The organism is Halomonas sp. 707B3, from assembly GCF_024158645.1.
In the GTDB taxonomy this organism is placed as follows: domain Bacteria; phylum Pseudomonadota; class Gammaproteobacteria; order Pseudomonadales; family Halomonadaceae; genus Vreelandella; species Vreelandella lionensis.
This window is the reverse complement of record NZ_JAMZBE010000203.1, coordinates 1-5,056: the sequence shown is the minus strand read 5'-3', so window position 1 is coordinate 5,056 and position 5,056 is coordinate 1. Positions and strand designations below refer to the sequence as shown.

6 protein-coding genes and 1 pseudogene are annotated in these 5,056 nt (G+C 54.5%); 2 read left to right on the top strand and 5 right to left on the bottom strand.

The features are described from left to right. A partial coding sequence (locus BIS10_RS17325) for a VIT1/CCC1 transporter family protein (RefSeq protein WP_253507159.1) occupies positions 1–180 on the bottom strand: 180 nt, incomplete at its 3' end. 207 nt (positions 181–387) lie between these two features. Between BIS10_RS17325 and BIS10_RS17320 the strand changes: the two genes are divergently transcribed. Then, on the top strand, positions 388–1,317 hold the full coding sequence (locus BIS10_RS17320) for a glycerophosphodiester phosphodiesterase family protein (protein WP_083024897.1): 930 nt from the start codon (positions 388–390) through the stop codon (positions 1,315–1,317). 18 nt (positions 1,318–1,335) lie between these two features. Here BIS10_RS17320 and BIS10_RS17315 read toward each other — a convergent pair whose 3' ends face one another. Genes BIS10_RS17315 through BIS10_RS17305 form a run of 3 tightly spaced genes read right to left on the bottom strand, consistent with a single transcriptional unit; the run spans position 1,336 to position 3,676 of the window. Next, positions 1,336–1,968 (bottom strand): hypothetical protein, encoded by a 633-nt coding sequence (locus BIS10_RS17315; RefSeq protein ID WP_089675535.1) that lies wholly within the window; start codon positions 1,966–1,968, stop codon positions 1,336–1,338. A gap of 11 nt (positions 1,969–1,979) precedes the next feature. Continuing rightward, complete coding sequence (gene nfsA, locus BIS10_RS17310; protein WP_253507156.1) at positions 1,980–2,711, bottom strand: oxygen-insensitive NADPH nitroreductase; 732 nt, start codon at positions 2,709–2,711, stop codon at positions 1,980–1,982. Between the two features lie 35 nt (positions 2,712–2,746). After that, positions 2,747–3,676, bottom strand: a complete 930-nt coding sequence (locus tag BIS10_RS17305; protein WP_253507153.1) for a formate/nitrite transporter family protein — start codon at positions 3,674–3,676, stop codon at positions 2,747–2,749. Between the two features lie 193 nt (positions 3,677–3,869). Between BIS10_RS17305 and BIS10_RS17300 the strand changes: the two genes are divergently transcribed. Continuing rightward, positions 3,870–4,637, top strand: a complete 768-nt coding sequence (locus tag BIS10_RS17300) for a class I SAM-dependent methyltransferase (protein ID WP_083024893.1) — start codon at positions 3,870–3,872, stop codon at positions 4,635–4,637. A gap of 82 nt (positions 4,638–4,719) precedes the next feature. Here the strand turns inward: BIS10_RS17300 and BIS10_RS17295 are convergent. Next, positions 4,720–5,056: pseudogene (locus BIS10_RS17295) on the bottom strand (methyl-accepting chemotaxis protein); the annotation flags it as partial.

The window sequence follows — 5,056 nt, the reverse complement described above, 5'->3', positions numbered from 1 at the left end:
CGACATGGCCCCTGCTACCAACCCCGCCACACCCGCCAATACAATATCGCTTTGCGTGGTAGAGGCTGCTGCTACCCCAAGAATCAGACTGCTGGTAGAGACAATGCCATCGTTAGCGCCCATCACCGCTGCCCGTAGCCAGCCAGCACGATGAGAGCGGTGGTGTTCTTTGTGGTTCATGGAGCAACCTCTTGAGGACCTGGGTTCAGCTTAGTTGATATTAGGTGAAGTCTTGCCCCCGGGCACTAGCTATAACGAAGCCCAGCTAATGATCCGAACAAGCGTCCTATGAGGCTCACGGTGCAATTCAGAGTGGTTCAGTAGAGCGTGCGTTTGTCATGTTAGGCAGGTAAGGTCTTACATGGCTTTATCTATCAAGGTGTAATTATGTTGCGCTATTCATTGATAACGACGCTAACGCTATTAGCGGCTTCGTCTACCACTGCCGTAGCGGCGAGCGATACACCGCTTACTCAGCAGCTTAACGACTTGAAAAATTTCCAAGTGATAGCCCATCGCGGAGCAAGCGGGCATGCGCCGGAAAGCACATTAGCGGCCTACGAGCTGGCCCATGAGTGGGGCGTGGATTATCTGGAGCTGGATGCTCAGCTAAGCGCTGATGGCGAGGTGGTGATCTTCCACGATGGCACCCTTGAACGCACCAGCGATGGCGAAGGCCATATCCATGATTACACCCTGGCTGAGTTAAAAGCGCTGGATACCGGCTCGTGGTTTCACGAAGCGAATCCCGAGTATGCAGATACGGATTTTTCCGGCACGCAGATCCTGACGCTTAACGAGCTGTTCGACCACTTTGGTCAAACGACGCGTTATTACATCGAAACAAAATCCCCTGACCTCAACCCTGGCTTGGAAGAGGCATTGGTGGAGCGTCTTGAAGCCTACGATATGATTAATGAAGGCCGAGTATTGGTGCAGTCGTTTGACCAGCAAAGCCTGCTCAAACTACAGGCGCTCAACCCTAACCTGCCGTTAATTCAGCTGCTGTGGTACTCACCTAGCGAGCAAAACAGCGAACAGCTGGTGGAGTGGCAAAACACTACTCCAGGGCCAAGTGAGATTAACGACGCTGACTTTCAGGCCATTGCCGAGTATGCAGCAGGGATTGGCACCAACGCGATCTATCAGGGCAACGAAGTGATTGATGCGGCCTTTATTCGCCAAGCCCAAGCTAATGGCCTGCCGGTACACGTTTACACCATCAATGAACCAGATGAGATGCAGCGTTTAATGGCGCTGGGGGCGAACGGCCTGTTTACCGACTACCCCGACCGCCTGCTTGAGTTAGTAGACTAATCACCCGCATTGACGCCTTTAGGAGGTCGCACCGGAGGAGGTGAACTCCTGCGGTGTCACGCTGGCGAATTTCTCTACAAAAAACACCAGGGTTTCAGGATGCCGAAAGCGCCTTTCAAAGGTTTCCTGCCCACTCTCTGAGCGGCGCGTTATCCGAGCGTGGTAGGCACTGCCTACCTTAGCCACATTAACGCTATTTTCATGGCCAAGCTCTCGGTGCACGGCGGTCACCGTCGCTTTAGTCTCGAGCATTGTTGCAAGCCTTTGCGCGGTAGAACGCTCTTCATCAGTCGCCCACAGCGGCTGGTCGCGGTTGCCATAATGGTAAAGCAGCACCGCCAGTAGCATGGCGAAGATACTGCTGGTGAGCATCCAAGTCAGTAAAACACCAGAAACAGGCATGGTCAGCATAATGACTAGCTGTACCACGCTGCCCACCACAAACACCCCTGCCAGCGGCCGCCACATACGCTGACTCATGACACTGCGCTTTAAAACATACCCCCACAGCCCGACCACGCCCAACGCACCAAAAAAGAGGTATGCCATGGCAAGAGGCGTTCCGCCGCCGGAAAACACGGCCACGATACCTATCACAGGTAGCAGGCTATAAAGCCCGGCCAGTAGAACGTAGGCACGCTGAAGGGACATAGGATGACTCCTTATTTCATGGTAAAGCCGCGTTTCACCAAGAAATCACGCATATGGGGGCGCAGCTTGCTATCAAACAGAGGGGTTAGGTTGTGCGACCAATCACTATTTTTATTGCCGCTACTACGAGATTGATAGTACGCCTGCATGGTGTCGTCAAAGGCGGCTACATGGTCACTATCATCAGTGTAGTAGTCCTCTTTAAGAATCGCTTCAACGGGCAGTCGCGGCTTCACCTCTGGCTGGTGGGCGGGGTACCCAAGGCACATACCAAACACTGGGTAAACATGAGCGGGCAGACGCAGTAGTTCGCTCACCGCATCTGGGTTGTTACGAATGCCGCCGATATAGCAAATACCCAGCCCTTCCGATTCGGCAGCTACGGCCACATTTTGTGCCATGAGCGCGGTATCCACCGTGGCGACAAGCAGCTGTTCCGTCATACCGCGCTCAACGTTGGCGCCCGTGCGGGCGGAAGCTTCTGTTGGGCGCTTCATATCGGCACAGAAGACTAGAAACGCCGCACTGCTAGCGACATAGCCCTGCCCGCCTGCCAGCTCGGCAATGGCTTCACGGTTATCCGGATCTTTCACATGAATCACCGTGTACGCCTGTACATGGCTAGACGTGGCAGCGGCCTGCCCTGCTTTAATCAGCTCTAACAGCAGGCCGTGGGGGATCTCTTGATCAGTGAATTTACGAATCGAACGGTGGGAATTCAGTAGCTTAATCACGTCATTCATAACATTTTCCTCTTCAGTGCTTTTCGATAAGCGGGTTAGCGTTTGCGACGATAAAACAGGCCTTGCTTACACTCTCGCTGGGCCTCAACGTCGCCACGAATCTGCGCATGACTGATCAGCGCAAAAATAAACGTACCGCCAATCACGTTACCGGCCAGCGTAGGCAGCGCAAAGCCCACCACCGCGTCGTACCAAGAAATATGACCATCGAACACCAGATACAGCGCTTCACTGGTGCCGACGATGATGTGGGTAAACTCACCAATCGCCATGACATAGGTGACGATAATAATGATCCATACCTTCGCCTGATCGGCGGCGGGAATCAGCCACACCAGCGTCGCAATCATCCAGCCAGCAAGAATCCCCTTAGAGAACATTTCCATTGGCGTGTTCGCCATCATGTGTTCACCTAAGGCAATAAAGGCTTGATGGGTAGCCTCATCAAACATCGGCATATGCAGAAAGGTAAATGAGGAGAGCGCAGCGCCAAGCAGGTTACCTACCAGTACCACCCCCCACAGCCGACCCAGAGCGCCAACATTGGGCAGCGTTGGGTGGCTCATTACGGGTAAAACGGCGGTGACCGTATTTTCGGTAAATAGCTGCTGCCGGGCTAAAATGACAGCGATAAAACCGACGGTATAACCAATACACTCCACCAAAAAGCCAATATCCGTTTCCGGCAAGTGGGCATGCATAACACCCCGCGCCACCATTGAGAAGCTCATGGAAATACCGGCTGCAATGGCCGACCAGAGCAGCGCCATGGAATCGCGGGAGAGTTCTTTTTGCCCTTCTAAGCGTAGGTGCTGATGAACTACCGCCGCCCTGGAAGGCAGCTTAGCTTCACGCTCCTCTTTGGGGGAACTGGCGTCCTGTACCGAGGTATCACGCTGCGAACTCTCTTCGCCGTGCTCTTCCCCACCTTCAAAATTATCATCCGCTTGATGATGCTGGCTCATGGTTGCTCTCTCCCTGATAAGTCATCAGCGTAACCGTATTGTCTACACTTGGGTAGACGGTCAATGTGGTTAACACTGAGTTGTTAACGTACGGTGGTTAAAGAATTTTTACGTGATGTTGCACGCGTGAAAGTGAACGCTCGCTATACTGCTAATAACCCACTGAGCCCAATAACGATGCTAGGAAGCCGATATGTCAAACGCCTCTCACTCCCCGTCAGGTCAGGCATGGAATGCCGACCGGTACGCGGAACATGCCAGCTTTGTTCCTGATCTTGGCCATGACGTGGTCAAGCTGCTCTCGCCCCAGCCAGGGCAGCGCATTCTGGATCTTGGCTGCGGCGAAGGTGCATTAACTGAGCGCATTATGCAGCTAGGTGCCGATGTACTGGGTATCGATGCCTCTGCTGATATGGTGGCCGCCGCCCAAAAACGTGGCGTAACGGCACGAATCATTGACGGCCACCAGTTGCCCTTTGACCATGAGTTCGATGCGGTATTTAGCAATGCAGCACTGCACTGGATGCTGGACCCTCAAGCAGTGCTGGCCGGAGTAAAACGGGCACTGAAGCCCGGCGGGCGTTTCGTAGCGGAATTTGGCGGCCATGGCAACGTGGCCGCCATTTGCACTGCGCTCATTGCCTCGCTGCAGTTTCGCGGCATTAGCTCTAAAGGCCGCCACCCTTGGTATTTTCCAACCACCAAGGAGTATGGCAACCTGCTTCAAACGGTTGGCTTCCGTGTGGATAGCATTGAACTCATCCCCCGCCCAACGCCGCTGCCTGATGGCATGGCGAGCTGGCTAGAGACGTTTGCCAGCCCCTTCTTCCACGGGCTGGAAGATGATCTGAAAGACGCTATTTTCGATAACACGCTGAATCTGTTGGCCCACAGCCTAAGCGACGGCCAAGGTAACTGGACAGCGGATTATGTGCGCATCCGGGTGGTTGCCCACACTTAATCTGGCCCTTCTTAACCTCTCTCTTTAATCACATCTGGGGCAGCTAGTAAGCCGCCCCAGATGTTGTAGTGAGCGTGGCGGGTTAAAACTCGTCCCAGTCGTCGTTACTATTCACCGTTTGCGGGGCAGCAGGTTTGACAGCCGGGCGACGCTGTTGCGCCTCTAACGCAGGCGGGGCTGCGGGTTGCTCGCTGCCTTCCGCCAACCGGAAGGTGGCCATCAACGTCGCCAGCTGGCTCGCCTGCCCCTCCAACGCGTTAGCTGCTGAGCTGGTTTGCTGTACTAGCGCAGCGTTCTGCTGCGTCACCGAGTCCATTTCTGTCAGCGCGGCGTTGATCTGCTCGATGCCGCTATTCTGCTCGCGGGTGGCGGTGGAGATTTCACCCATCAGCGTGGTGACTTGGCGAATGGCGTCGACG

Coding starts and splice junctions, on each gene's coding strand:
- BIS10_RS17320 (WP_083024897.1), top strand. CDS start 388: ATGTTGCGCTATTCATTGATAACGACGCTAACGCTATTAGCGGCTTCG.
- BIS10_RS17315 (WP_089675535.1), bottom strand. CDS start 1,968: ATGTCCCTTCAGCGTGCCTACGTTCTACTGGCCGGGCTTTATAGCCTG.
- nfsA (WP_253507156.1), bottom strand. CDS start 2,711: ATGAATGACGTGATTAAGCTACTGAATTCCCACCGTTCGATTCGTAAA.
- BIS10_RS17305 (WP_253507153.1), bottom strand. CDS start 3,676: ATGAGCCAGCATCATCAAGCGGATGATAATTTTGAAGGTGGGGAAGAG.
- BIS10_RS17300 (WP_083024893.1), top strand. CDS start 3,870: ATGTCAAACGCCTCTCACTCCCCGTCAGGTCAGGCATGGAATGCCGAC.